The sequence below is a fragment of the Streptomyces sp. IBSNAI002 genome (assembly GCF_052244475.1).
Lineage (GTDB): Bacteria > Actinomycetota > Actinomycetes > Streptomycetales > Streptomycetaceae > Streptomyces.
Genome location: NZ_JBQPXG010000002.1, coordinates 532,352 through 558,221, shown reverse-complemented (window position 1 = coordinate 558,221; position 25,870 = coordinate 532,352). Strand labels below are relative to the sequence as shown.

19 protein-coding genes are annotated in these 25,870 nt (G+C 73.6%); 6 read left to right on the top strand and 13 right to left on the bottom strand.

Features of this window, described 5'->3' with window-relative positions:
* Positions 1–8 precede the first annotated feature (8 nt).
* Complete coding sequence (locus tag ACTVZO_RS02915) at positions 9–992, bottom strand: cyclase family protein (RefSeq protein WP_443296817.1); 984 nt, start codon at positions 990–992, stop codon at positions 9–11.
* 292 nt (positions 993–1,284) lie between these two features.
* Between ACTVZO_RS02915 and ACTVZO_RS02910 the strand changes: the two genes are divergently transcribed.
* Entirely contained in the window at positions 1,285–2,637 is a 1,353-nt protein-coding gene (locus ACTVZO_RS02910) for a phytase (RefSeq protein ID WP_443296816.1), read from the top strand.
* Between the two features lie 34 nt (positions 2,638–2,671).
* Here ACTVZO_RS02910 and ACTVZO_RS02905 read toward each other — a convergent pair whose 3' ends face one another.
* On the bottom strand, positions 2,672–4,135 hold the full coding sequence (locus ACTVZO_RS02905) for an MFS transporter (protein WP_443296815.1): 1,464 nt from the start codon (positions 4,133–4,135) through the stop codon (positions 2,672–2,674).
* A gap of 225 nt (positions 4,136–4,360) precedes the next feature.
* Between ACTVZO_RS02905 and ACTVZO_RS02900 the strand changes: the two genes are divergently transcribed.
* On the top strand, positions 4,361–5,617 hold the full coding sequence (locus ACTVZO_RS02900; RefSeq protein ID WP_443296814.1) for a serine hydrolase domain-containing protein: 1,257 nt from the start codon (positions 4,361–4,363) through the stop codon (positions 5,615–5,617).
* Positions 5,618–5,630: 13 nt separating this feature from the next.
* Here the strand turns inward: ACTVZO_RS02900 and ACTVZO_RS02895 are convergent, their stop codons facing one another.
* The 4 genes from ACTVZO_RS02895 to ACTVZO_RS02880 all read right to left on the bottom strand — a co-directional run bounded on the left by ACTVZO_RS02895 (position 5,631) and on the right by ACTVZO_RS02880 (position 10,806).
* Entirely contained in the window at positions 5,631–6,350 is a 720-nt protein-coding gene (locus ACTVZO_RS02895) for a hypothetical protein (protein WP_443296813.1), read from the bottom strand.
* A complete protein-coding gene (locus ACTVZO_RS02890) occupies positions 6,347–8,611 on the bottom strand; it encodes an MMPL family transporter (RefSeq protein WP_443296812.1) in 2,265 nt (754 codons plus the stop codon). The genes ACTVZO_RS02895 and ACTVZO_RS02890 overlap by 4 nt, the downstream gene beginning before the upstream one ends.
* Positions 8,612–8,710: 99 nt before the next feature.
* Positions 8,711–10,099, bottom strand: a complete 1,389-nt coding sequence (locus ACTVZO_RS02885; protein ID WP_443296811.1) for a HAMP domain-containing sensor histidine kinase — start codon at positions 10,097–10,099, stop codon at positions 8,711–8,713.
* A complete protein-coding gene (locus tag ACTVZO_RS02880) occupies positions 10,096–10,806 on the bottom strand; it encodes a response regulator transcription factor (protein ID WP_443296810.1) in 711 nt (236 codons plus the stop codon). The genes ACTVZO_RS02885 and ACTVZO_RS02880 overlap by 4 nt, the downstream gene beginning before the upstream one ends.
* 198 nt (positions 10,807–11,004) lie before the next feature.
* Here ACTVZO_RS02880 and ACTVZO_RS02875 point away from each other — a divergent pair, with 198 nt between their 5' ends.
* From ACTVZO_RS02875 to ACTVZO_RS02865, 3 genes are read left to right on the top strand one after another with little or no spacing between them, the layout of a single operon-like run.
* Positions 11,005–11,865 (top strand): ABC transporter ATP-binding protein, encoded by an 861-nt coding sequence (locus ACTVZO_RS02875; RefSeq protein WP_443296809.1) that lies wholly within the window; start codon positions 11,005–11,007, stop codon positions 11,863–11,865.
* Positions 11,862–12,842 carry an iron-siderophore ABC transporter substrate-binding protein gene (locus ACTVZO_RS02870; protein WP_443296808.1) on the top strand — a complete coding sequence of 327 codons (981 nt, stop codon included), beginning with the start codon at positions 11,862–11,864 and terminating at the stop codon, positions 12,840–12,842. Before ACTVZO_RS02875 ends, ACTVZO_RS02870 begins: the two co-directional genes overlap by 4 nt.
* 3 nt (positions 12,843–12,845) lie before the next feature.
* Positions 12,846–14,912 carry an iron ABC transporter permease gene (locus tag ACTVZO_RS02865; protein ID WP_443296807.1) on the top strand — a complete coding sequence of 689 codons (2,067 nt, stop codon included), beginning with the start codon at positions 12,846–12,848 and terminating at the stop codon, positions 14,910–14,912.
* 100 nt (positions 14,913–15,012) lie between these two features.
* Here ACTVZO_RS02865 and ACTVZO_RS02860 read toward each other — a convergent pair whose 3' ends face one another.
* Positions 15,013–15,336, bottom strand: a complete 324-nt coding sequence (locus ACTVZO_RS02860) for a putative quinol monooxygenase (protein WP_443296806.1) — start codon at positions 15,334–15,336, stop codon at positions 15,013–15,015.
* A gap of 282 nt (positions 15,337–15,618) precedes the next feature.
* Here ACTVZO_RS02860 and ACTVZO_RS02855 point away from each other — a divergent pair, with 282 nt between their 5' ends.
* Positions 15,619–16,833, top strand: coding sequence for a S8 family serine peptidase (locus ACTVZO_RS02855; RefSeq protein ID WP_443296805.1), 1,215 nt, complete (start codon positions 15,619–15,621; stop codon positions 16,831–16,833).
* A gap of 75 nt (positions 16,834–16,908) precedes the next feature.
* Here ACTVZO_RS02855 and ACTVZO_RS02850 read toward each other — a convergent pair whose 3' ends face one another.
* The 6 genes from ACTVZO_RS02850 to ACTVZO_RS02825 form a co-directional block, all read right to left on the bottom strand.
* Positions 16,909–17,889 carry an ABC transporter substrate-binding protein gene (locus ACTVZO_RS02850; protein WP_443296804.1) on the bottom strand — a complete coding sequence of 327 codons (981 nt, stop codon included), beginning with the start codon at positions 17,887–17,889 and terminating at the stop codon, positions 16,909–16,911.
* Position 17,890: 1 nt separating this feature from the next.
* A complete protein-coding gene (locus ACTVZO_RS02845; RefSeq protein WP_443296803.1) occupies positions 17,891–19,969 on the bottom strand; it encodes an ABC transporter permease subunit in 2,079 nt (692 codons plus the stop codon).
* A gap of 58 nt (positions 19,970–20,027) precedes the next feature.
* Positions 20,028–21,170 carry a quaternary amine ABC transporter ATP-binding protein gene (locus ACTVZO_RS02840; protein ID WP_443296802.1) on the bottom strand — a complete coding sequence of 381 codons (1,143 nt, stop codon included), beginning with the start codon at positions 21,168–21,170 and terminating at the stop codon, positions 20,028–20,030.
* Entirely contained in the window at positions 21,167–22,726 is a 1,560-nt protein-coding gene (locus ACTVZO_RS02835; RefSeq protein WP_443296801.1) for a GMC family oxidoreductase, read from the bottom strand. The genes ACTVZO_RS02840 and ACTVZO_RS02835 overlap by 4 nt, the downstream gene beginning before the upstream one ends.
* Before the next feature lie 15 nt (positions 22,727–22,741).
* Positions 22,742–24,226, bottom strand: coding sequence for an aldehyde dehydrogenase family protein (locus ACTVZO_RS02830; protein WP_443296800.1), 1,485 nt, complete (start codon positions 24,224–24,226; stop codon positions 22,742–22,744).
* Between the two features lie 247 nt (positions 24,227–24,473).
* Positions 24,474–25,790 (bottom strand): ClC family H(+)/Cl(-) exchange transporter, encoded by a 1,317-nt coding sequence (locus ACTVZO_RS02825; protein ID WP_443296799.1) that lies wholly within the window; start codon positions 25,788–25,790, stop codon positions 24,474–24,476.
* Positions 25,791–25,870 lie beyond the last annotated feature (80 nt).

The following is a 25,870-nucleotide window of genomic DNA, read 5'->3' as shown; positions in this document are numbered from 1 at the left end:
GGGCGGCCTCATAGGACCGCCACCGGGTTGACGGGCGAGCCCGTACCGCCCGGGACGTCCAGCGGCGTCACGACGAGCAGGAACGCGTACCGGCCCGCCCCGGCGCAGGCTGCGGAGAGCCGCTCGAGGTCGAGGTTGTCCAGCAGCGGCACGCCCATCGCGGCGATCGCCAGTGCGTGGACGGGGGAGTGCAGGCCCTCGACCGGTGACGGCCGTACGTCGCTGTCCCCGTCCCCGCCGAGCAGGGCGATGCCCCGCTCCGCCAGCAGAGGTACGGCGTCCACGTGCCAGCCCGCGCTCGCCGCCGAGGGGTCCCAGGGCCCGGTCTCCCGGCGGCGCCGGCAGGCACCGGAGCGCAGCAGGACCGCGTCGCCCTCCCCGATCGTCACGCCGAGGGCCCGCTCCGCGGCGAGGAGGTCCGGCGCGTGCACCGCGTGCCCCGGCTCGAGCCACGGGAGCCCGAGGACGGCGGGCAGGTCCAGGAGCACCCCCCTGGTGACCAGGGGGCCGAGCTCAGACACCGCGCCGAAGCGGGCGCCCGCGGCATCCACGGCCTCGCGCGCCGCGTGCCCGTCGAACAGGCGCCCTCGGTAGGCGACGTGTGACAGCGCGTCCAGGTGGCTCACGCCCTTGCCGTGGTAGTCGACGGCGAGGAAGTCCTTGTAGACGGAGGGCTCCGGGGCCTCCACGTCACCGAGCTCCGACATGTAGTGCAAGGCGGGCTTCGCGTTGTCCGGCCCGGGACGGGTGTCCCAGGGCCGCCCCATCGGGACGACCGTGCCGGACCGGACCAGGGCGGTGGCCCTCCGTACGTGGTCCGCCGTCACCCTGTTCCAGGCGCCGCGGCCGGCCGCGGCCCACCGGCCCCAGCCGCGGACCGACGCGAAGAGCGCGTCGAACTCCTCGCGCGAGACGGCGGCCCCGGGCGCGGGACCGGCCGGCGGGCCGGCAGCCGGCGGGGGAGTGGGGACACCGGCGGGGCTGTCCGTCATGTCTGCTCAGCGCTCCAAGGTTCGTCGGCAGGCCGGCCGGGCCGCCGGGGCGCGCCGCGGCTCCCGGCGCAGCATCCTGCAAGGGTGACGTCGCAGCATCCTGCCGGGTGCCGCCGCCGCGCCCGGCACGTCCGCGGTTCGGCGCGCCGGTCCTCCGGATGCCGTCCTCCCACGGGGGTTCACCGCCTGCTCATACGGTCGTCATATCGCCTCCATGTCGACTACCCGCGAGTAGGCCAGGGTGGCGGCGGCCCGCCGGCCCTTCGGCCCGACTCCATGACCAGGAGGCAGCATGAGCGTGAGTGTGAGCGTGACCCGGAGCAGGAGGACCCCCTTCATCGCCGCGGCGACGATCGCGGCCCTCGGAATGATCGCCGTACCGGCGCAGGCACACGCGGACCGGGGCGCGGCCCCGGCGCTGCCCGAGGTGTCCGCCTCGGCCGAGACGCCGTCGCTCTTCGACGACGAGGCGGGCGGCAACGCCAACGCCGACGACCCGGCGATCTGGCGGAACGCCTCCGACCCCGACCGCAGCCTGGTCATCGCCACCGCCAAGGAGGGCGGCCTGCGGGTGTACGACCTGGACGGCCGCCAGGTCCAGAGCCTGCCCGCGCCGCCGCCCCCGCGGGACGGGGACAAGCCCGGCCGTTTCAACAACGTCGACCTGGTCACCGGGCTGCGCTTCCCCGACGGCCGCCACGACGTGGCCGTCGTCTCCGACCGGGGCCGCGACCAGCTGCGGTTCTACCGGATCGACCCCGGGCGCCGCGCCGGGCCGCTCGTCGACGTCACCGACGAGGCGGCCGCCCCGCTGGTCTTCTCCTCCGGCCAGGACGAGGTCGGCGAGCAGCGCACCGCATACGGCCTGGCCGCCTACACCGACCGGCGGGGCGGCCGCTCGTTCGCGGTCACCAGCCGGCGTCACGACACCCGGCTCGCGCTCGCCGAACTCGCGCCGGACGCGCGCGGAAAGGTCGGCTACCGCCTCGTCCGGACCCTCACCCTGCCCTCCTCCTTCACCCTGCCCGACGGCGCCCGGTGGACCCCGTGCGGTGAACCCGGTGAGCTTCCCCAGGTGGAGGGCATGGTCGTCGACCCCGACAGCGGCGACCTGTACGCGGGCCAGGAGGACGTGGGCATCTGGAAGCTCGACGCCGACCTGCGCTCCCCGGCCCGCCTGATCGAGAAGGTCCGCTCCTACGGCGTGCCCGGCACCTGGAACCCGGAGACTGAGGAGTGCGACGCGGGCACCGACCCGGGCTTCGGCGGCCGGCACCTCAGCGCCGACGTGGAGGGCCTGACGATCTGGCGCGACCCCGAGGACCCCCGCCGCGACGGCTACCTCATCGCCTCCGGCCAGGGCGACGACACCTTCGCCGTCTTCGACCGCGGCCACCGCAACGCCTTCGTCCGCGGGTTCCGGGTCACCGCGGGCGCCGCGCCCGGCGCACCGGACGGCTCCGAGGTCTGTGACGGCGCCGCCGTCACCAGCGCCCCGCTGGGACGGAGGTTCCCGAACGGCCTGCTGGTCGTCCAGGACGGTTCCAACACCCCGGAATCCGCCGGACCCGACGGGCAGCCCCGTACGGACACCGACTTCAAGTTCGTCGACTGGGGCAGGCTCCAGCGCGCCGCGCGCCTCTGACCCCGGCTGACCGGCCGTCCGGCTGACCGGCCCGTCAGCAGCGGCGCGTCTGGTAGGGAACGGGCGCGGGCGGCGGGCCGGACGGCGTCGGGCACCGGCGCAGGGCGAACAGGAAGGTCAGCGCGATCCCGCCCGCCACGAAGAAGAGCGCGGCCGAGATCCCGTCGGCGGTGGCGGTGCGGAGCGGCTCGCCGGTCAGCCCGTCGAGGCCTGCCGTCGCGATCAGGACGAGGACGGCCAGGCCGACCGCCGCCCCCGCTCCCGATCCGGTCGAGGCAATGCCGGAGGCGATGCCCTGCTGCCGGTCGGGGACACCGGTGGCGGCCGCGATGAACATGGTGGTGAAGACCACCCCGTCACCGATGCCGAGCGCCACCAGCCCGGGGAGGAGTCCGGTGTAGGTGCCGTCCGGCGTGACGGCGAGGCCCAGTCCGACGGCACCGAGCGCGCCGACGGCCAGGGCCGCGGCCAGGGTCGGCCGCAGGCCGAACCGCGTCACGAGCCGGCCCGCGGTGGCCGAGCCGGCCACCACCACCGCCGTGGGGATGAGGAATCCGGCGCCCGTCCGCAGGGCGTCGTACCCCAGCACCTCCTGGAAGTAGACCGACAGGAAGTAGAGCACCGAGCCGAAGGTCGCCATGAACATGAACGCGATGACGACGCCGGTGACCAGATGCGGGTTGGCGAGCAGTCCCGGCGGCATGAGCGGGTCGCTGCTGCGCCGCTCGATGCAGACGAACGCCGCGATCAGCACCGGGCCCGCCACCGCGCTCGCCAGGACGCCGGGCGAAAGCCAGCCCAGTCCGGGGCCCTGCACGAGGGCGAACACGATGAGCGTGACACCGAGCGTCACGCTGAGCGCACCGGGCAGGTCGAAGGTGCGGCCCTTCTCTCGTGCGCCGTCCCGGGGGATCAGCACGAAGGCGAGCAGCAGCGCCGGGACGGCCAGGGCGACGTTGAACAGGAAGACCGCCTCCCAGCCGAAGGCCTGGGTCAGCAGACCGCCGAGCAGCACACCGATGACGAGGCCGGCCGCGCCCGCTCCTCCCCAGATCCCCAGGGCGCGGTTGCGGGCCGGTCCTTCGGCGAAGGCGGTGTTGATGAGGGCCAGGGTGGTGGGGAAGACGAGGGCGCCGCCCAGACCCTGGAACGCGCGGGCGGTCAGGAGCAGTCCGGGCCCGGTGGCGAGGGCGCCCGCGAGGGAGGCCCCGGCGTACAGGGCGAGGCCGGTGACCAGGATCCGGCGCCGCCCGAGCAGGTCGGCGGCGCGCCCCCCGAACAGCAGGAAGCCGGCCGAGGCGACCGCGTAGGCGCTGATGACCGACTGGAGCGTCCGCGCGGAATAGCCGAGGTCGCGGGCGATGTCGGGCAGGGCCACGACCACGATGTACTGGTCGAGGGAGACGATCAGCATCGCGAAGGACAGCAGCGCGAGCATCGCCGTCTCACGGTTCCGGCCGAGGCGGCCGGGCGCGGACGAGCTGTCTGAGGGTCGCACGGCAGAACTCCTGACGATCGCTCACGTCTGGGCTTGCGGCCTGACCCTATACAGCGGGGCCGCACCGGCCCCGTCAGCGACCCACGCTCCGCGTCGGGGCCGGCCGCGCCGGCCCGGGCCGCTCGCCGCCCCCGTCGCTCGCCGCCCGGCCCCGGTCGCCCGTCGGGGCGGGGGTTCCTAGGATGGAGGAACAGCCTCGGGGACGGTGATCAGGGGTGATGCGCCATGCGCAGCTTCCGGGCGTTCCCCGCGCTGGCGGCCGCCTCCGTGCTCCTGACCGCTCTGTGTGCGGGGCAGGCTCCCGCGACGGTGCCGCAGGGCCGGGTGGACGTCGACGCCGCCACGGCCGAGCGGCTGGACGACGCGATCAGCGCGGCCATGAGGAAGGCGGGCATCCCCGGGGTCAGCGTCGGGCTGTGGTTCGACGGCCGGGGCTCCTACCAGCGCTCCTTCGGCGTCTCCGACACCACCACCAAGATCCCCATGAAGACCGACCTGTTCACCCGGATCGGCAGCGTCACCAAGACCTTCACCGTCACCGGCGTGCTCCAGCTCGTCGACGAGGGGAAGCTGGGCCTGGACGACCCCGTCTCCAGGCACCTCGACGGCGTGCCGGGCGGCGACCGGATCACCATCCGCCAGCTCGCCGACATGCGCAGCGGGCTCTTCAACTACACCGAGGACAAGGAGTGGCTCGCCGCGTTCCAGGCCGCCCCGACCCGCTCCTGGACCCCGCGGGAGCTGCTGAAGATCGCCTTCCGGCACTCCGCCGAGTTCCCGCCCGGCAGCCGCTGGGAGTACTCCAACACCAACACCGTGCTCCTCGGCCTGCTGGTCGAGAAGCTCAGCGGGCAGAGCCTCTCCGCCTACCTGCGCGAACACGTCCTCGACCCGGCCGGCCTTGACGACACCGCGTTCCCGACCGGCGCCGGGATCCGGAGACCGTACGCCCACGGCTACACCGACTTCACCCCCGACGGGAAGGTCGCCGACGCCTCCCTGTGGAACCCCTCCTGGGGCTGGGCCGCCGGTGCGATGACCTCCACCCTGGACGACCTGCGCACCTGGGTCCCCGTGCTGACCAGTGGGAAGCTGCCCGACGGCGAGCGGCTGCTGGAGGCGGGGACCCAGGCAGACAGGATGCGCGCCCTGCCGACGGGCCACCCCGGCGTCGGCTACGGGCTGGGCATCGCCAACATCAACGGCTGGGTCGGCCACAACGGTGAGCTGCCTGGGTACGAGACGATCGCGGCCCGGCTCGCGCAGCACGCCGCGGTCCTCGTCGTCATCGTCAACTCCGACATCGACAAGGGCACGGGCAGCCTGAGCACCCTCATCGGCAAGACCGTCACCGAGATCGCCACCCCCGACCACCCGTGGTCCCTGCCGGCCGCGGCGCAGCCGAACGCGACGCCCGACGCCACCCCGCCCGCGGCCGGAACCCGTACGCCGGCGACGTCTCCGCAGCCGTCCGGCCCCTGACCGGACGGCTCCGTCACACGCCGCCGGGCAGGGCGCTCGGGCCGCCCGCCAGGGCGACGTGCACGCCGTCCGCAGCGACCTGTACGGAGGTGGCCTCGAGCCCGAGCGGGTACTCCCGCGCCCCCGGATCCGGATCGAGACCGCCGTCGCCCAGGCCGAGCCTGCTCGTCGGGACGGAGCGGCCGAAGAGGGTGAACCCGTCGACGGCCAGGGTCACCTTCCCCTCCGCGAGTACCGGACGCAGCGTCAGCCGGCCCGCGCCGCCCGGGCCGACGGCGGCGACGACGGTGCCCGCGGCCGGATCGGTGGTGACGGCGCTCACCGGGACGGAGGGCGCGGCGTCGCGGATCGCCGCCGCGATGGACTGTGTGGAGGCGGTCACCTGCGCATGGGTGCTGCCGACGGTGGCCTTCCCGCCGAGCCGGACCTCGTCGAGCCGCGCCGTGACACGGAGGTGGGCGAGGCGTCCGAGGCGGGCGTCGTCGCTGCTGATGTCGAGCCGCGGGATGCTCTCGCGCGCCAGGTCCCACAGGACGGACCCGTCGGCCGTGCGGACCGCCACGCCGCTGCCGAGGCCCGGCGCGGCCGCGGCCACGCGGTGGTGGAGCACGGTCCGGGCCGTGAACTCGGCCGCTCCCGCGGCGAGTACGGCCACCAAGGCCACGGCGGCCGTGACCGTGAGGACGAGGTGACGGCGCAGGGCCGCCCGGGTCTTCTCGAGGCGCTGCTTCATCGGCTGTCCTCCCGGGCGGGGACGGGGGAGGGTGACGAGGCGGGGTCCGGTGGCCTGTCGGGCTCTGTGGGCCCGGTGGCCGGGGCGGCCGGGGGCCCTTCCGGGTCCAGGTGCGGGAGGAGGCGGTCCAGCCAACCGGGGAGCCACCAGTTGGCGCGCCCGAAGAGGTACATGGACGCGGGGACCAGGAGCAGGCGGACCACGGTGGCGTCGATGATGACGCTGACGCCCAGGCCCAGCGCGAGCATCTTGACGGCGACGTTCGTGGAGAGCAGGAACGCCAGGAACACGCTGGTCATGATCAGCGCCGCGCAGGTGATGACGCGGGCGGTGGAGGCCAGGCCGGTGGCGACGGCGAGGTGGTTGTCGCCGCGGTGCAGCCACGTCTCGCGGATCCGGGAGAGCAGGAAGACCTCGTAGTCCATGGACAGCCCGAAGACGATCGCGAACATCATCATCGGCACGTACGACTCGACGGGCACCTGCTCGGTCACGCCGAACAGCGAGCCGCCCCAGCCCCATTGGAAGACCGCGACGACCACGCCGTAGGCGGCGGCGATGGAGAACAGGTTGAGCACGGCGGCCTTGAGCGCGATCAGCGGGCTGCGGAAGACGGTGAGCAGCAGCAGGAACGCGGCGGTGACGACCACGCCGATGATCAGGGGCAGTTTGGCGGCGAGGGTGTCGGTGAAGGTCTGGGTGGCGGCGGCCGTGCCGGTGACGTAGCCGGTGGCTCCCGTGCCGGACAGCGCTCGCGGCACCGTGTCGTCCCGCAAGGTGTGGATCAGGTCGGCGGTCCCCTCGTCCTGCGGGCCGGTGGTGGGGGTGACCGTGGCGATGAGCAGGACGTGGTCGGGGCTGGCGACCGGGGGAGTCACGGAGGCGACGCCGGGTACGGCGGCCAGCGAGCGCTGGAGCGAGGCGGCCAGGGCCTGGCGTTGCCCTTCGTCGGCGACCTGCTTGCTGTCGAGGTGGGTCACGACCGTCAGGGGGGCGTTGGCGCCCGGCCCGAAGCCCTCGGTGACCAGGTCGTGGGCGCGGCGGTCGGTCCGGCTGGTGGACTGGGCTCCGGCGTCGACGTGCCCGAGCCGCATGGAGGCGAGCGGTACGGAGAGGACGCCGAGCAGCAGCAGGCCGCCGACCAGGACGAGCCACGGGCGCCGGCTGACCCTCACGGCCCAGCGGTGCCAGACGTCCGACTCGCCGGTGGGTTCGGCGACCGGCGTACGCACGTGGAGGCGGTCGATGCGCCGCCCGAGCAGACCCAGCAGCGCGGGAGTCAGCGTCACGGACGCGGCGGCGGCCACGACGACGCTGAGCCCGGCCGCGACGCCGAGGGTGCCGATGAAGCCGACGCCGGAGACGCAGAGCCCGCCCAGGGCCATGGCGACCGTGGCGGCGGCGACCAGTACGGCACGGCCGCTGGTGGCGACCGTACGCCCGACCGCTTCGGCGGGCTCCGTGCCGGCGTGCAGCAGGGCCCGGTAGCGGGTGGCCAGGAAGAGCGCGTAGTCGATGCCGACTCCCAGGCCCATCATCGAGGCCAGGGTCGGGGACGCCTGGGCGAAGCCGAACTGTCCGGCGAGCAGTCCGAGACCGGCCAGGCTGACGGCCAGGCCGAGGACCGCCGTCAGCAGCGGCAGTCCGGTGGCCGCGACGCTGCCGAAGCCGACCAGCAGCACGAGCACGGCGACGCCCAGGCCGATGGCCTCGGAGGTGCGGTCGGCGGACTTCGGGGTGGCGAGCTGCCCGAGCGGGGCGCCGTACTCGACGGTGAGGTGCTCGGCGCGCAGCGGCTCCACGGCGGCGTCGACACCGGCGAGGTAGGAGGGGTCGAAGGTGGCCGGGTTGCCGTCGAAGCGGACGGTGATCCGGGCGATGTCCCCGTTCGCGGAGACCGCGCCGGGCGTGCTGAGCGGATCGGCCACCGACAGGACGTCCGGCAGCCGGCCCAGGTCGGCGACCGCGGCGTCGATCGCGGCCCGGTGGCCGTCCACCGGGCCCTGTCCGGACCGGATCACGACGGGGGCCGCGGTGCCCCCGGATCCGCTGGTGTGTGCGTCGAGCAGGTCGGCGCCGGTCTGGGTGCTGGTACCGGGGAGCGAGAAGCTGTCCGCGTAGCTGCCGCCCCAGGTGTGGTCGGCCAGCCCGATCCCGGCGAGGGCGAGGACCCAGACGGCGACGACCCGCCACGCGTGCCGGGCGCACCAGCGCCCGCTGCGGTGGAGGAGACCCGGCCCTTCGGTCGATGGAGTGTTCATGGGGCTCACTCTGTGCGGCGCGTGTAAGGGGTCCGTTGGCACATTGTTCGGGGAATGTACGGGCGCCGCGCGCCGGCGGGGGGCCGGGGGTCCGCGGCCTCAGGCGCCGTCGGGTGCGGGCGGGAGGCCGACGGTGAAGCAGGCCCCGCCTTCCGGGCCGTGCCCTTCGACGCGGAGGACGCCGCCGAGGCGGCCGGTCAGGCGGCGGGCGATGGCCAGGCCCAGGCCGCTGCCGACCGGGCGGGTGTCCCGGTAGCGCTCGTGGAGGGCGCCCTGGTCGAAGGCGACGCGTACGTCGTCCTCGGTGAGGCCGGGCCCGCCGTCGCGGACCTGGAGCTCGGCCCCGCCTCCCGCCGCCGCGCGGACGGCGAGGACGACGGGTGCGCCCTCGGGGGTGACCCGCAGGGCGTTCTGCACCAGGCCGTCGATCAGCTGCCGGACCCGGAAGGCGTCCGTCTCCACGAGGACGGGCCGCTCGGGCCGTTCGACCCGCAGTTGAACGCCCTGCCGCGCGCACGGGCCGGTCCAGAAGGCCGCGGCCCCGGCGAGCAGCGCGCCGAGATCGGCCGGGGCCAGGTCGAGGCGGAAGTCGTCCGCCTCCAGCCGGGCCAGGTCCAGCAGGTCCCCCAGGAACCGGTCCAGGCGGCGGGTCTCGTCGGCCAGGATGGCGCCGACCTCCGGCATCGCGTCCGGCTCGATCAGGCCGTCGGCGAGCGCCTCGGCGTAGCCCTGCAGCGCGGTCAGGGGGGTGCGCAGGTCGTGCGAGACGGAAAGCAGGAACTCCCGCTGCCGGTTCTCGCTGCGGGCCAGCGCCCCGTCCAGGGCGTTGAGGGCGCGCCCGATGTCGGCGGTCTCCCGCGGGCCGTCGACCGGGGCCGGTACGCCCCGTTCGCCGTCGGCCAGCCGGTGCGCGATCCGGGCGGCCGTCACGAGCGGACGGGCGATGCGGCGGGCCAGGAGCGCTCCGGCCAGCGCCGCGCCGAGCATGCCGACGACCAGCGGCACGACCACGTTGCGGCGGATCCGGTTCGTGTTCTCGGTGACGACCGCGTACGGCTCGGTCAGCACGACCCCGCCTCCGCGCACGCCGGGCTGCCCCACCAGCAGGACGTCCCGGCCGCCCAGGAGGCCGGTGGTGGAGACCGGTCTCCCCGCCAGCAGGGCCGACTTCGACTCCCGGTCGACGGCCGGGGTGGCCGTTCCGCTGACCGTGCCGTCCGGGGCGATCACCGCGAGCTGCACGCTGTTCGGCCCGCCGAGGACCTGGGCGCCGTGGAAGAGGGCTTCGGACAGGGCGGGCAGGCGGCTGAGCACCGTCGCCTGCCGCGTCAGTTGGTCGCGTTCCCGCTGCTCCGCGCCGTGGGCGGCGGTCTGCCAGGCGATCAGCCCGGTCAGCGCCACCGCGAGCGCCGCCACCACGGTGGTCAGCACCACGATGTTGCGCGCGAGGGAGCCGCGGCGCGGGCCGCCGGGGCGGGGGAGGCTCACCTGCCGGCGGCCGTCGCGCTGTAGCCGACGCCGCGGACCGTACGGATCGGGCTCGCGTCACCGAGCTTCGCGCGCAGCTGGGAGACGAACACGTCGACCATGCGGGTGTCGCGGTAGCCGGGGTAGCCCCACACCTGGGCGAGCAGCTGCTCCCGGGTGAAGACCTGGCCGAGGTGCCGGAGCAGGTGGGCGAGCAGGTTGAACTCGGTGGCGGTGAGCTCGACGGGCTCGCCGTCGACGCGCACGGTGCGGCCGGCCTGGTCGACGCTGAGCCGGCCGAGGCCCTCGGGTGTCCGACCGGGCGGGTGGCCGGGCAGCCGGCCGGGCGGCCCGGCCGCGCGGCGCAGTACGGTCTTGACCCGGGCCACCAGCTCGCGCGGAGAGAACGGCTTGGTCAGGTAGTCGTCGGCGCCCAGCTCCAGGCCGAGGATCCGGTCGGCCTCCTCGCCGCGCGCGGTGACCAGCAGTACCGGCGTCCAGTCGCCGGCGTCGCGCAGGGCACGGCAGAAGGCGATGCCGTCCATGCCCGGCAGACCGATGTCCAGCACGATCGCCACCGGGTGCATCCGCCGCGCGGCCGCGAGCCCGGCGGTCCCGTCGGCCTCGACGTGGACGCCGAAGCCCTCGCGCCCCAAGTAGAGCCTCTGCACATCGGAGATGTGGCGCTCGTCCTCGACGATCAGCACGAGGCCCCTGGACTCCGTCATCACTGCCTCTCACATGCGGCGAACCGCGTCGATGCTAACCGCACCGGTCCGCCGAGCACGGGGACGCGCCAACACCCGTACATTCCCCGAACAATGCACCCGCCGACGGACGGAGTGCACGGTGGCTGATTTACGCTCTTGCGCATGAGTGCAGGCCAGTGGTTTGCCAATCGGTAAGGGTAGGCTAACCTTCCGGTCGTGCACGTAGTTGAAAAGACCACCGACGCCACGCGTCCCCAGGGTCATGAGCTTTCCGCCAAGGGTGTCACCGTGGCGTACGACGGCGTCGACGTCGTACACGACGCCTCGTTGACACTGCTGCCCGGCGAAGTGACCGCCCTGGTCGGGCCGAACGGCAGCGGCAAGTCGACGCTGCTGCGCACGATCGCGCGCCTGCAGCGGCCCCGGACCGCCACGCTCGTCATCGACGGGGACACCGACGGCCTCGCCCTGAGCCCCCGTGAGTTCTCGCGCCGGGTCGCCCTGCTCACCCAAGGGCGCCCCACGCCGAGCGGGCTGACCGTACGCGACCTCGTCGAGTTCGGCCGCTACCCCTACCGGGGACGCTGGGGCCGGGACGACCCGGGCGGCCGGGAAGCGGTGGACCGGGCGCTCGCCCTGACGGGCGTCACGGACCTCGCGGACCGCGGCGCCGAGCACCTGTCCGGCGGACAGCTCCAGCGCGTGTGGCTGGCCGGCTGCCTCGCACAGGAGACGGGGGTGCTGCTGCTCGACGAGCCGACGACCTACCTCGACCTGCGGTACCAGGTCGAACTCCTCGACCTCATGAGGGACCTGGCGGACGACCACGGCATCGCCGTCGGGGTCGTCCTCCACGACCTCGACCAGGCCGCCGCCGTCGCCGACCGGATCGTCCTGCTCCACTCGGGACGGGTCATCGCCGACGGCGACCCCGCGGACGTACTGACGCCGCAGCGGCTCACCGACACCTACGGGATCCGCATCCACGTCGAAACGGACCCCCTCACCGGCCTGCTGCGCACCCGCGCGATAGGCCGACACCACGCACGAAGCGAAAGGCTCAGCACCACCTCATGAGACGACTCCTCCTCACCGCGGCGGCCGCCACCGCCGCGGCCCTCACCCTGACCGCCTGCGGGACCACCGAGCCCGCCAAGGACGACACCAAGAAGATTGCCGAGCGCATCACCCTCACCGATGACACCGGTGTGAAGGTGGAGCTCGACGGACCCGCCAAGAACGTCGTCGGGACCGAGTGGAACGTCGTCGAGAGCCTCATATCGCTGGGCGTCGACCCGGTCGGCGTCTCCGACGTCAAGGGCTACAAGACGTGGAACACCGCCGTCCCGCTCAAGAACGAGCCCAAGGACGTCGGCACCCGCGGTGAGCCGAGCATGGACAGCATCGCCTCGCTGAAGCCGGACCTCATCCTGGCCACCACCGACCTGCCGCCGGCCGCCATCGAGCAGATGCGCAAGGTCGCCCCGGTCCTGACGGTGCACGCCGCCGCCGCCAAGGACCCGATCGGGCAGATGACGAAGAACCTCGACATCATCGCCCAGGCTACCGGCACCACCCAGCAGTCCGAGAAGCTCAAGGGCCAGTTCCAGGCGAAGGTCGAGGAGGGTCGCAAGGCCCTCGCCGACGCCGGCCGCGCCGGCGCCCCGATCGCCTTCGCGGACGGGTACGTCATCTCCAACCAGGTCTCGGTCCGCCCCTACACCAGCGGTTCGCTGCTCGGCGGGGTCAACGAGAAGCTCGGCCTGAAGAACGCCTGGACGGTCCAGGGCGACGAGGCCTACGGCCTCGGCACCACCGACGTCGAGGGCCTCACCAAGCTGCCCGAGGACGTCGAGTTCGCCTACATCGCCAACGACGGCGACAAGGACAGCACGCCGTTCACCGGCGCCCTGGCCCAGGACAAGGTGTGGACCACCCTGCCGTTCGTGACCAAGGGCAACGTGCACCGTCTGCCCGACGGCATCTGGATGTTCGGCGGTCCCGAGTCGATGAACAAGTACATCGACGCGCTCGTCGCCGCCCTGAAGAAGTAACCGATGGCCGTCACCGCAACCCGCCCCGCCACCCGGCCCTCGGCGGCCGCGTCCCGGACGGGCGCGGCCGCGGTGACGGCCGCGATGGTCCTCCTCGTCACGGTCCTCGCGATCGTCGACATCACGCAGGGCACGGCGGACGTCGGCGGCCCGGAGGTCTGGAAGGCGCTCACCGGCCGGTCCGATCCGGCCGACTCGTCCGTCCTCATCGCCTCCCGGCTGCCGCGCGTGACCGCCGGCCTGCTCGTCGGCGCCCTCCTCGGCATGGCGGGCGCCGCCCTGCAGGCGGTCAGCCGCAACGTCCTCGCCGCACCCGACACCCTCGCCGTCAACGCGGGCTCCTACTTCGCCCTCGGCGTCATCACCGTCACGGGCGTCTCGCTCCCGATCCTGGCCTCCTCCGGCGCCGCCTTCGTCGGCGGCCTCGCGGCGGCCGCCGTCGTCCTCGGACTGTCCGGCCTGGGCACCGGCACCGTCCGGCTCGTCCTCGCGGGCAGCGCCCTCACCCTCGGCCTCACCGCCCTCACCGAGGGCCTGCTCCTGCTGTTCCCGCAGGAGACCGAGGGCGTCTACCACTGGAACCAGGGCAGCATCGCCCAGCACGGCTTCGACGGCGTGCTCCAGGTGGCGCCGATCGGCGTCGTCGGCCTCGTCGGGCTGCTGCTCCTCGCCCGCCGGGTCGACGCCCTCGCCCTCGGCGACGACGCCGCGCGCGGCCTCGGCGTCCCGGTCCGCGCCACGCGGGTCACCGCCGTCGTCCTGGCCGCCCTGCTCTCCACGGCCGCCGTCACCCTCGCCGGACCCGTCGGGTTCGTCGGACTGTGCGCGCCGGCCCTCGTCCGCCCGCTCGTCCGCCGGTTCCGCGCCTTCGCCCGCTCGCGGGTGAGCCTGCCGGTCGCGGGCCTCACCGGCGCTGCCCTGGTGATCGGCTCCGACGTGACTCTGCGCGCCCTCGTGCCGGCGGACGTGGCGGTCGCCGTGCCGACCGGCGTCGTCACCAGCCTCGTCGGCGCCCTGTTCCTGGTCGTCATGGCCGTACGGGTCCGGGACACGGCCGGGGCCACCGCGACCGACCGGCTGCGCATCAGGAGCAGGTCCGTCTTCCTCACCACGACGGCCGTCCTGGTGGCGGTGCTCGTGGGCGTCGTCATCGCCGCCGTCCTGGTGGGCGACAGCAAGCTGTTGCTCGGCGACGTGGTGAACTGGGCCCAGGGACGCGCCGGCCGGACCGTCACCTTCGTCCTCGACACCCGCGTGCCCCGGGTCCTCGCCGCCCTGCTCGCCGGAGCGGCCCTCGCCCTGGCCGGCACCCTCGTCCAGTCCGTGACCCGCAACCCCCTCGCCGAACCGGGCGTCCTGGGCGTCTCCGGGGGTGCGGCGCTCGGCGCCGTGCTCCTCGTGACGACGGTCCCGATGGCCGGCACGTGGAGCGTGGCCGGTGCGGCCTTCGCGGGCGCCGCGGCCGCCTCCGTCCTCGTGTTCGGACTGGCCGCCCGGGGCGGGTTCCAGCAGAACCGGCTGGTCCTCGTCGGGTTCGGCACGCACACCGCGGCAGCGGCCCTGGTGAGCCTGCTCATCATCCTCACCGACCCGTTCAACGCGACGAAGGCGCTGACCTGGCTGTCCGGTTCCACCTACGGCAGGTCCCTGTCCGACGTGGTGCCCCTCGCGATCGTGCTCGTCGTGGGCATCGCGATCGCGGTGACGCGGCGCACCGAACTCGACCTCGTGTCGCTCGACGAGGACACCCCGAGGCTGCTCGGACTGAGCCTGGGACGCGGGCGCCTGGGCTTCCTGGCCCTCGCCGTCCTGCTCAGCGCGACGGCCGTGGCCGCGGCCGGCACGATCGGCTTCGTGGGGCTCGTGGCACCGCACGCGGCCCGTGCGCTCGTGGGCCGGCAGCACGTGCGGGTGGTTCCCGTCGCGGTGCTCCTCGGCGCGGTCCTCGTCTGCGCCGCGGACCTGGTGGGCCGGACCGTCATCGCTCCGGCCCAGCTCGGCGCCGGCCTGATGACCGCGGTCATCGGCACGCCGTACTTCCTCTACCTGCTGATCCGCAGCCGCCGGTAGGCGGCGGGAAACCGGCCCCGCACCCCGAATCGGGGCGGGGCCGGTCCGCACCGCACGAACTGGACCGGGCCCGGCGCCCGGTCCAGCGGCATGTGGGGGGTCAGTCGATCTGCAGCTCGCCCATCCGGCTCCAGCCGGTCGCGCCCGCGATGGTGGTGCTGACGATGTCGGGAGTGCGGGCGATCAAGGGGCGCATGGTCTCCAGGGCGGTGCGGAAGTGCTCGGAGGTCACGTGCGCCTCCGCCGCGTCGTCCTGGAACGCCTCGGTCAGGACGTAGACGTCCGGCTCCTCCAGGCTGCGGGACCACTCGAACCACAGGTTGCCGGGCTCCGCGCGGGTGGCGCGGGTGAACTCGGCGACCATCTCGGGCCACTGGTCGACGTGTTCGGGCTTGACGGTAAATTTCACCACAATGAAGATCATTCGACCATTGTAGGCATGCCGCCGCCCCCGGCGTGTGTTCGCGAATGCACCGTCGCGTGACGTGAATGTGTGGGTGATTCGAAGAGTGTGGTCATTCCGAGGTGCCCGCGCGGAGGTCTCTTTAAGAAAGCTTGTTGAAGAACGCTGACGGGCGGGGCGGCCTTGAATCAACTCCGGTAATCGGTCAGGGTTTCGAGCTGTCACCCGGAGATCCTTCGGCTCCCGGGTGGCCGCGCAACACGCTTTGACGCCCCACACGTCAACACGAGGAGCACTCTCTCCATGTCAACTCACAAGCACGCACGCACCCGTTCACGCGGCTTCAAGGTCCTTGCAGTGGCCACCGGAGTCGCCACTGCAACCGGTGTCTGCATGCTGCTGCCCTCTCTCGCCGGTGCGAGCACCCCGGCCGAGGGAACGGTGTACGGGCTCGGCGCACCCGGTGCGCTCAGCGGCAGCTACATCGTCATCCTCGACAAGGACGCCGACCGGCAGGCGCTCGTCAAGAAGTACGGCGGCGAGCTCAAGCGCACCTACTCGTCCGCCGTCAACGGCTTCTCCGCGGCAGGGCTTTCGGAGACGGCCGCCAAGCGCCTCGCCGCCGACCCGGCCGTGGGCAAGGTGGTCCAGAACAAGAAGTTCTCCATCAGCACCACCCAGCCCAACCCCCCGTCCTGGGGCCTCGACCGCATCGACCAGACGGCCACCGCGGGGGACAAGAAGTACACGTACCCCGACGCGGGCGGCGAGGGCGTCACCGCGTACGTCATCGACACCGGAGTGCGCGTCAGCCACAAGGACTTCGGCGGGCGGGCCACCCACGGATTCGACGCCGTGGACAACGACGAGACCGCGGACGACGGCAACGGGCACGGCACGCACGTGGCCGGGACCATCGCGGGCACCTCCCACGGGGTGGCCAAGAAGGCCAAGGTCGTCGCCGTCCGGGTGCTCGACGACAACGGGTCGGGCACCACCGAGCAGGTCGTCGCGGGCATCGACTGGGTGACGCAGCACCACAGCGGGCCCTCGGTCGCCAACATGAGCCTCGGCGGCGGCGCCGACGAGGCCCTCGACGAGGCCGTGCGCCGCTCCATAGCCGCCGGAGTCACCTTCGGCGTGGCGGCGGGCAACGAGTCATCCGACGCCGGCCAGGGCTCCCCCTCGCGGGTCCCCGAGGCCATCACCGTGGCCTCCAGCGCGGCCGACGACTCCCAGTCCTCGTTCTCCAACTTCGGCCGGATCGTGGACCTCTACGCACCGGGCTCGGACATCACCTCCGCCTGGAACGACAGCGACAGCGGTACGAAGACCATCTCCGGCACCTCCATGGCGACCCCGCACGTGGTCGGAGCCGCGGCCCTCTACCTGGCCGGGCACAAGGACGCGTCGCCCGCGCAGGTCGCGCAGGCCCTGACCACGGGGGCGACCCCGGGGAAGATCACCAACCCGAGCAGCGGCACCCCGAACAAGCTGCTGAAGGTATCCGCGCAGTAGGCACCACCCGCAACGCGCAGGAGCCGCCACACCAGAGGGGGGTGTGGCGGCTCCGGCCGTCGGTCGGCGCCGCGGTCAGCGCACCCAGGGCTCCCACACCTGCCGGTTGCGCTCCACCCACTTCTTCGCCGCCTGCTCCGGCGCCAGCTTCTCCTCGGCGATCATCAGCGCCACCTCGTTCTGCTCCTCGACGCCCCAGTGGAACCGCTCGAGGAACTCGGCCGCCTTCCCGCCCGTCTGCGCGAACTGCGTGTTCAGGTACTTCTGCAACGGGGTGTGGGGATAGGCGCAGGCCACCCGCTCGGGATCCGCGTCGCAGCCCTCCTCGTACGCGGGCAGCTTCACCTCCGTCATGGGAACCCGTTCGAAGAGCCACTGCGGCTTGTACCAGTAGGTGAGGAACGGCTTGCGCTCCTTCGCGAACTGCCTGATCTGCGTGATCTGCGCGGCCTCGGAGCCGGCGAACACCACCTCGAAGTCCAGGTCCAGGTTCTTCACCAGAGCCTTGTCGTTCGTCACGTACGAGGGGGAGCCGTCCAGCAGCTGGCCCTTGCCCCCGCTCTCGGCGGTGCGCAGCAGACCGGCGTACTTGTCGAGGTTCTTCCAGTCGGTGACGTCCGGATGCTCCTCGGCGAAGTACGTCGGGACGTACCAGCCGATGTGGCCGGTCACCCCCAGCTCGCCGCCGGCGGTGATGGTCTTCTTGTCCTGGACGTACCGCTTCTCCTGCTCGGGGTGGCCCCAGTCCTCCAGGATCGCGTCGACCCGCCCCTGGCTGAGCGCGTCCCACGCCGGGACCTCGTCCACCTGGACGGTGTCGACCCGGTAGCCCAGTTCGTGTTCCAGCAGGTAGGCGGCGACGGCGGTGTTCGCCTGGGCGCCGACCCAGGACTGCACGGAGAGCGTGACGGTCTTCGCGCCCTCCGCGGCGGCGTACGGGGAGGTCTGGCGGGTCATGTCGGCCGCACCGCACCCGGTGAGCACGGCCAGGGCGGTGACGGCGGCGAACGCGCCGAGGCGGCGACGGCCGCGACGGCCGCGACGGTTGACGTCCATGTCAGGCCTCCTTCGCGGGCTGGGTGATCCGGTCGAGCATCAGACCGAGACAGACGATCGCGGCGCCGGCCACCAGACCGGTCGCCAGGTCGCCCTGGGCGAGGCCGAGCACGACCTGGTAGCCGAGGGCGCCCCCGCCGACGAGGCCGCCGATGATGACGACGGCCAGCACCAGCACCACCGCCTGGTTCAGGGCCAGCAGCAACGCCGGCCGGGCCAGGGGCAGCTGGACCTGCCGCAGCTGCTGCGAGCCGGTGGCGCCGAGCGAACGGGCCGACTCCAGGGCCGCCGGGCTCACCTCGCGCAGCCCGTCGGCGGTGATGCGTACGACGGCGGGCAGCGCGTACACGACGGCGGCGGCCGCGGCCGGGGCACGCCCGACACCGAACAGCGCGACCACCGGGATGAGGTAGACGAACTGCGGCATGGTCTGGCACACGTCGAGCACCGGCCGCAGCAGACGCTGCGCGCGGCCGCTGCGGGCGGCGCCGACACCGATCGCGAAACCGAGGACGAGGGTGACCGCGACGGCGGCCAGCACCTGCGACAGGGTGTCGAGGGACGGCTCCCACACGCCGAGCACGCCGATGGCGGCCAGGGCGAGCACGCCGGTCAGCGCGGTGCGCCAGGTGCCGGCCAGCAGCCCGAGCGCGGCCACCACGAGCAGGAGCAGCCACCAGGGGGTGGCCTGCAGGCCGGCGCGCAGGGGGTCGAGGACCCAGCCGGTGAAACGGGCCGCCCAGTCGGCGGTGCCGCCGACCACGGGCACCCCGGAGTAGAGGTGGTCGGTCATCCAGCCGACCGCCCGGTTGACCGGCTCCGCGATCGGCACGGTCCAGGACCCGGGCCACAGCGACGTACCCGCCATCCGGCCCGCGACGGCGGCGGCGACGGCCGTCAGGACGGTGAGCAGCCGCCCGTACCAGCCCTCGAACACCCGCCGCAGCAGCGGCTGCCGGTGGGAGGGGACCGGGGCGGCGCCCAGCCGGGCGCCCGCCGCGTCGGCGGTGCGGTCCAAGACCACCGCGAGCAGCACGATGGGGATGCCGGCGGCGAGGGCCGCACCGACGTCGACCGAGGCGAGGGCCTGGTAGACCCGGTCGCCGAGGCCGCCCGCGCCGATCACCGAGGCGATGACGGCCATCGACAGCGCCATCATGATGGCCTGGTTGACGCCGAGCAGGATCTGCCGGCGGGCCAGCGGGAGCCGGGCGCTCAGCAGCCGCTGCCGGCCCGTCGCACCCAGCGAGGCCGAGGCCTCCAGCACCCCGGCATCGGCGTCGCGCAGGCCCAGTGCCGTGAGCCGGGCCATCGGCGGCGCCGCGTACACGACGGTGGCGAGGACGGCGGCCGGTACGCCGATCCCGAAGACCAGCACCATCGGCAGCAGGTACGCGAAGGCCGGCAGCACCTGCATGGTGTCGAGTACGGGGCGCAGCGCGCGGCCGGCCCGCGGGGACAGCCCGGCGGCGAGGCCGAGGAGGCCGCCGACGGCGACGGACGCCGCGACGGCCACGACCATCAGGGCGAGGGTCTGCATCGTCGGCACCCACATGCCGAGCAGCCCGCACGCGGCGAACGCGGCCACGCAGGTCACGGCGAGCCGCAAGCCCGCCAGCCGCAGGGCGACGAGGCCGGCCAGGGCCGTGACGCCGGTCCAGCCCGCGGCGAGCAGGATCACGTACACCGCACGGACGGACACCACCACGGCATTGCTGACGTGCCCGAAGAAGTAGAGGAAGACCGGATGGCCGTCGCGGTTGTCGATGATCCAGTCACCGGCCCGGCCGAGCGGCCCGGACAGGTCGACGGAGAGCGCGGCGGGCCAGCTCCCGGCGCCCGGGAACGCGATCGCGAGCGGGAGCAGGACCAGCGCGGCGACGGCAAGGGGCAGGACCCGGCGGCCGGCGCGGTGGTCGAGCAGCAGGGACGCGAGGCGCCGGCGCGGCGAGGATCCGGCTGCGGTACCGGCTCCGGCGGACCCCGCAAGACCGGGCCGCCCGCCGCCGGACCGCGGCTCCGGGGATCCCGGCCGGGCCCGGCGTCCGGGTTTGTGCACAGGTCTGGTCGTCGTGCTCATCAGCGCCACCTCCCCGGGCCGGGAACGGCTCCGCGGACTCGGGCGTGGGCAGGGCGCGTCATGCCGCCACCCTCCGGCCGGCCGCGGCCGGCAGACCGGCCACCACCGCGAGCAGTCCCGCGTCGTCGACGACACCCAGGCAGCGGCCGTCGTCGACGACGCGCGCCGGACCGCCGCTGCGGGCGACGGCCTCGATCGCCTCCACGACCGTGGTCGCGGGGGTCAGCGCCGGGCCCTGGCCGGCCTCGCCGTCCGTCGCGGGACGCATCGCGCTGCGCACGGTGAGCACCTGCTCGCGCGGCACGTCGCGGACGAAGTCCCGTACGTAGTCGTCGGCGGGGGAGCCCACGATCTCCTCCGGGGTGCCGAGCTGCACGATGCGGCCGTCGCGCATCAGAGCGATCCGGTCGCCGAGGCGCAGCGCCTCGGACAGGTCGTGCGTGATGAAGACCATGGTGCGGCCCTCCTCGTGGTGGAGCCGGGCCACCTCGCCCTGCATCTCCCGGCGGATCAGCGGGTCGAGGGCGCTGAACGGCTCGTCGAACAACAGCACTTCCGGGTCGGCCGCCAGGGCGCGCGCCAGGCCCACCCGCTGCTGCTGGCCGCCGGACAGCTGTCCGGGCCGGCGGGCCTCCAGGCCTTCGAGGCCGACCTTGGCGACCATCTCGGCGGCCTTGGCGCGCCGGTCGGTGCGGCCCATGCCCTGGATCTCCAGACCGTAGGCGACGTTGTCCAGGACGGTGCGGTGCGGCAGCAGGCCGAAGTGCTGGAAGACCATGGAGGCACGGTGGCGGCGCAGTTCCCGCAGCCGGGCCGCGTCCATGGCGAGGACGTCCTCGCCGTCGATCGCGAGCGATCCCGCCGTCGGCTCGATCAGCCGGGTCATGCAGCGGACCAGCGTGGACTTGCCCGAACCGGACAGGCCCATCACGACGAAGACCTCGCCCTTGCGGACGTCGAAGCCGACATCGCGGACCGCGGCCGTACAGCCGGTGCGTTCGCGCAGTTCGGCGGCGGGCAGCGCGGCGTCCTCGGAGCCCGGCACCAGGGCGGCCCTGCGCCGCGGACCGAAGACCTTCCACAGGCCCCGTACGGAGAACACGGGCGCCTCGGCGTCCGGACCGGGCCCGGCCGCGCCACCGGCGCCCGCCGCGTCGGTACCGGCCCCCGCCGCGGCGGAGCCGGTGCGAGCCGCGGTCACCGGAGCTCACCGCCGAGCAGTTCGGAGGCCTTCTCGCCGACCATGAGCACTCCGATCATCGGGTTGACCGCGGGCATCGTCGGAAAGACGGACGCGTCCGCGATCCGGATGCCGTCCAGGCCGCGCACCTTCAAGTCCGGTCCCACAACGGCCCTTTCGTCGTCGGGGGCGCCCATCTTGCAGGTGCCCGCCGGGTGGTAGACGGTGTGCGCCACGGAGCGGGCGTACACGCTCAGCGCCTCGTCGTCGGTGACCTCGGGGCCCGGGCACACCTCGCGCTTGAGCCAGCCGGCCAGCGGCTCGGCCGCCGCGATCTCGCGGGCCAGCTTGATGCCGTCCACCAGGGTGCGGGCGTCGTAGTCGTCCTCGTCCGTGAAGTACCGGAAATCGAGGGCGGGTTTGACCTCCGGGTCCGCGCTGGTGAGGTAGAGGCGGCCGCGGCTGCGCGGCTTGGGGATGTTCGGGGTCAACGAGACGCCGTGCGCGGGGCGTTCGTAGCCGATCCGCTCCGGATTGTCGGTGAACGGGATCTGGTAGAAGTGGAACATCAGGTCGGGCCCCGGGGAGTCGGGGTCGCGCCGGACGAACAGTCCCGCGTCGCTGTCCATCGCCGAGTTCTCCGGGATCGGGCCGTCCGTCTCCCAGACGATCACGGATTCCGGATGGTCGAGGAGGTTCTCGCCGACGCCCGGCAGATCGTGGACCGGGGGTATGCCGAGCGCCTCCAGGTCCGCGCGGGGTCCTATGCCGGAGTGCAGCAGCAGGCGCGGGGTGTCCACGGCGCCCGCGCACACCACCACCTCGCGGCGGGCGGTGACCAGCGACCGGGTGCCGTCCGCGGCCCGGACGTGGACGCCGCGCACCCGGGTGCCGTCCAGCTCCAGGCGGTACGCCCAGGTCTCGAGCAGGATCCGCAGGTTGGGCCGCTCGTCCATCACCGGGTGCAGGTACGCCACCGAGGCCGACGACCGCTTGTTGGTCTCCGGGTGGTAGGCGAGGTCGAAGAACCCCGCGCCCTCGTGGAAGGGCTTCCGGTTGAAGCCGTCCACGTGCGGCACGCCCAGCCCCGTCTGCGCGGCGTCCACGAAGTCGCGGGCGATCGCGTTACGGTCCGTCTCGCCGACCGGCACGATGTTGTTGAGGAGCCGGTCGAAGTACGGGTCCATGGCGGCCCCGTGCCATCCCTCGGCGCCCGCTTCCGACCACTCGTCCCAGTCGGACGGCAGCGGCTTGAAGGCGATCAGGGTGTTGTGCGAGGAGCAGCCGCCCAGGACGCGGGCCCGGCTGTGCCGGATGTGCGAGTTGCCGCGCGGCTGCTCGGTGGTGGGGTAGTCGTAGTCGAGCTCGCCGCCGAGCAGGCCCATCCAGCGGCGCAGGGTGAGCACGTCGGGCCGGTCGACGTCGCTGGGCCCGCCCTCGATGACGGCGACGGTGACGCCGGGGTCCTCGGTCAGGCGGGAGGCGATCACGGAGCCGGCGGTCCCGCCGCCGACGACGACGTAGTCGTACTCGTCCGCGTGTTCGTGCCGGTGGGTGGTGGTCGTGTTCTCGGTCATGTCTCTCCTGCCTCCTCAGCCCGCGAACCAGCGCACGGGGCGCGGAGCGAGGTTCTGGTACACGTGCTTGGTCTCGCGGTACTCGGCCAGGCCCGACGGGCCGAGCTCGCGTCCGATGCCGGACTTCCCGAAGCCGCCCCATTCGGCCTGCGGCAGGTACGGGTGGAAGTCGTTGATCCAGACGGTGCCGTGGCGCAGCCGGCCCGCCACCCGGCGGGCACGGCCCTGGTCGGCGGTCCAGACGCCGCCGGCGAGCCCGTACTCGGTGTCGTTGGCGAGCGCGACGGCCTCGTTCTCGGTACGGAAGGTCTCGACCGTCAGGACCGGGCCGAAGACCTCCTCGCGCACCACGCGCATGCTGCGGTGGCAGCGGTCGAGGACCGTCGGGCGGTAGAAGTAGCCGGGTCCTTCGGGCCGTTCGCCCCCGGCGCGCAGAACGGCGCCCTCGGCGAGCGCGGAGGCGACGTACGACTCGGTCCGCTCCAGCTGGGCGGCGGACACCAGCGGGCCGCACTCGACACCCGGGTCGGTGCCGCGCCCGATGCGGATCTTCTCGGCGCGGCGGGCGAGTTCGGCCACGAAGCGCTCGCGCAGCGACTCCTCGAGGATCAGGCGCGAGCCGGCCGAGCACACCTGGCCGCTGTGCATGAAAGCGGCGTTGAGGGCCTGGTCGACGGCGGTGTCGAAGCCCTCCTCGGTGGCGCAGGCGTCGGCGAAGACGACGTTGGGGTTCTTGCCGCCGAGTTCGAGGGCGACCTTCTTGACCGTGTCGGCGGCCGCGCGCATGACCTTCGTACCGCTGGTGAGGCCGCCGGTGAAGGACACCAGGTCCACGTCGGGATGGGCGGCGAGCCGCGCGCCGACCGGATCACCGGCTCCGGTCACCAGGTTGGCGACTCCGGCGGGCAGGCCCGCCTCCGCCAGCAGCTCGACGAGGGCGACCGTGCTCAGCGGAGTGATCTCACTCGGCTTGAGCACGAAGGTGTTGCCCGCCGCCAGCGCCGGTGCGATCTTCCAGCTCGCCTGGAGCAGGGGGTAGTTCCACGGGGTGATCAGAGCGCACACGCCGACCGGCTCGTGGACGACGACACTGTGGACGTCGGGGGAGCCGGCGTCCACGACGCGGCCCGCGCCCTCACCGATGACGAGGTCGGCGAAGTAGCGGAAGGCGTCGACGACGCAGTCCACGTCCACGCGTCCCTCTTCCAGCGTCTTGCCCGCGTCCCGGCTCTCCAGCAGGCCGATGCGCTCGCGGTCCCGCTCCAGCAGGTCGGCCGTGCGGCGCAGCAGCGCCGCACGCGCGGCGACCGGGGTGCCCGGCCACGGCCCACCGTCGAAGGCGGCCCGTGCGGCGCGCACGGCCGCGTCCACGTCGGCGGTACCGCCCTCCGCGACCACGGCCAGGACGGAGGCGTCCGCCGGGTCCAGGATCTCCCTGGCCGCTCCAGAGGCCGCGGAACGCCATGTCCCGGCTGTGTAGATGGTCTTCTGCTCCGACACGACGCTCCGTACCTCCGGGTACCTGCGGGTCGTCACCCCGGCGGACCGGCGGTGACCTGGCAATTTCCGCGCATGCCCCCTGCCCCGGAAGTCATGTCCTATCCGTCACCGGAAGTGACTGGAGTCACGTGCGTCCCCTGCGTGGATGCCGGTGCCGCAGGCCGCGGCGCGCCGTGGAACCGGGCTAGGGCCTGTCGTCAAACTCCCGTCTGCCCCGCGGGCGACGACGGGAGTTTGACGACAGGCCCTAGGGGAGCCCCGTCATGCGCTCCCGCAGGCTGTCGTAGACCGGCGTGCTCTTCATCCGGTCGGCGGTGAGCGTCGCGGCGAAGCAGGCGAGGAGGAGCGGAACGAGCAGCGCGGTGGACCCCGTGATCTCGACGGTGAGCACGATCCCGGTGATCGGCGCCCGGACCACTGCGGAGAACAGCGCCGCCATCCCGGTGACCGCGAAGGCCACGGCGGCGGAGTCCCCGTCCGGGAGGAGCGGCAGCGCCAGCCCGTGCGCGAAGGCCCCCCACAGTGCCCCCAGTGCCAGCAGGGGGGCGAAGAGCCCGCCCGGGGCGCCGGTCGCGTAGCTGAGAGGACCGGCGAGGAACCGGACCACGAGGTACCCCGCGAGTACGGCGACCGCCGGGATGTCGCCGCCCAGCAGCCGCTCGTTCACCCGCTCCCCGCCGCCGCCCAGCAGCGGGTCGATGCACAGCAGCAGGCCGACGACGGCCCCGATCGCGGCCGCGCGCACGACCGGTCCGACCCGTCTCACTCCGTCACAGAAGGCCAGCATGCCGACGAGGAGACGGTTGTAGCCCGCGCCCAGGGCGCCGGTCGCCGCGCCGAACAGCAGGAAGGCGGGCAGGAGCGCGACGGAGGGGTCGGCCACGTCCGGGACCGGGAAGACGGGCCGGCTTCCGACGATGAGCCGGGAGCACCCGACGGCCGTGGCCGTGCCGATCAGCGTGAGGAGCACCAGGCGCGGCCTGACCACCTTGGTCACTTCCTCGCAGACGAACAGGATGCCGCCGAGCGGTGCGGTGAAGGCCACGGCGAGTCCGGCCCCCGCCAGCGAGGTGTGCAGCAGCGTGACGTCCGGCGCGCTCATCCGGGTACGGCGCCCCGCCTCCGCCCCGATCACCGCACCCATGTGCACGGTCGGGCCCTCCCGCCCGAGCAGCAGGCCCGAGCCCATGGCGATGACACCGCCCACGAACCTGGCCGGCACCAGCCACAGCGATTGCGGCGTCCGTTCCTTCAGCCACACGGCCTCGACGTCCTGGATGCCGCTCCCGGCGGCCGAGGGCACCTTCAGGGCGATCGCGCAGGCGACCGCGGCGCCCGCCGCCGTGACCGCCACCGGCAGCAGCAGGGCGGGGCCGCCCAGCCGCTCCGAAGCGGCCAATAGCGAGCCGTACAGCTCCTCGGCCCGTTCGAGGCACCAGCGGAAGCTCCCGCCGAGCAGCCCGACGAGGCAGCCCGCGAGCGCCGCGACGAGGTACGCGGACGGGCGGCGACGGGGCGCCCGGGTCGCTCGGGGAGCACGGGGAGCACGGGGAGCTCGGGGCATGCACAGACCTCCGCCGGGCCTCGGGTTGCGTCCGTCCGAGACTGGCCCGCCGTCGACACGCCGCCCGGGACATCGCGGTG